This window comes from Bacillus sp. JJ1562, assembly GCF_036962705.1.
Taxonomy (GTDB): Bacteria; Bacillota; Bacilli; order Bacillales; family Bacillaceae_L; genus Ferdinandcohnia.
In genome coordinates, this window is record NZ_JBALOQ010000065.1 from 11745 (window position 1) to 12831 (window position 1087).

2 protein-coding genes are annotated in these 1087 nt (G+C 34.6%); one reads left to right on the top strand and one right to left on the bottom strand.

Annotated features, from left to right (window positions below):
• Positions 1-421, bottom strand: a 421-nt coding sequence (locus tag V7097_RS24905) for a class I SAM-dependent methyltransferase (protein WP_335706333.1), incomplete at its 3' end; no start/stop codon positions are given.
• A 269-nt stretch (positions 422-690) separates the two neighbouring features.
• On the opposite strand from V7097_RS24905, the gene V7097_RS24910 reads away from it, so the two are divergent.
• Positions 691-984 carry a hypothetical protein gene (locus tag V7097_RS24910; RefSeq protein ID WP_335706334.1) on the top strand — a complete coding sequence of 98 codons (294 nt, stop codon included), beginning with the start codon at positions 691-693 and terminating at the stop codon, positions 982-984.
• Positions 985-1087 lie beyond the last annotated feature (103 nt).

A 1087-nucleotide genomic window follows, 5' to 3' on the forward strand; every position in this document is an offset into this window, starting at 1 on the left:
AGTTTTGTGTTCGTTTCATCTTTTTCATCTGAGGTTTATTCATTATGGATATATATAAGGTTCCATTGGGTTGTAACACCCGAAATGTCTCACTCAACCCTTTATTTAAATCATTCCAAAAGTAAATCGTGTGAACAGTATAAACCTTGTCAAAAATATCATTGTTAAAAGGCATATCCTCTATATTGGACTGTGTTATATCCATTAAACCAGTTTCAATAAAATTCTTGTTCAAGTTTCTTGCTTCTTTAACCATTTCTTTAGAAATATCGACTCCGTAATTCTTTCCATTAGTATTTTGATGTGCAACTCTATTTAAAGTGGAACCATTTCCGATGCCAACCTCTAAAATACTTTCATTTCCCTTAATGTTTAATAAACTTAATGTCCAATTATTTATTTCATAGTTTCCCTTTTCCATATACTTTCCAACCCATTTAGAGACGAAACCAGTAGGCTTTTTCAACTGATTTCCAAGCCATTCCTGAAACATAATACCTCCAATTGAATAAGTATTTTACTTCTTTAAATTACGAAAATAATTTTAAAAAGTTTCATTTTTGCACAAGCTTTTTATTTTACTAACCTGCACCATTGTGAGTAAAACTACTTCAGCTGGGTAGTATATGTTTGGGATGGTGTGCTTTCATCATCAGCATATTCCCCATTAAAAAACAAGGAAGTGAATAGATGAATCAGAGTAACGAACGCAATAACCTTGGTGGAAATGTAGAAGAAAGTGGCAACAATCAAGCTGGTAGTAATGATAATCAAGATGCGAGTGACTTTGGTGAAGCAGTAGGAACTTTTAATGGAGCCGTTACGGGTGCTATGATAGGTGCTCCATTTGGATTATTTGGCGCTGTAATAGGCGGTGTTTCAGGCGGTGCTATTGGTAACCAGATCCTAGAGGGGGCTGAAGTCGATGACAAAACAGCTTCCAAAAACCGTGATGAGAACAATAATAAATCTATAAATAAGTAGCAGGCACTTTACAAAAATGTATTTGTGTTAAGCTCACCAAAAAAGGACCGTCAAAAAGACAGTCTTTTTTTTTCACTAAAGCACCCGTTAGAATTCCTGTAGA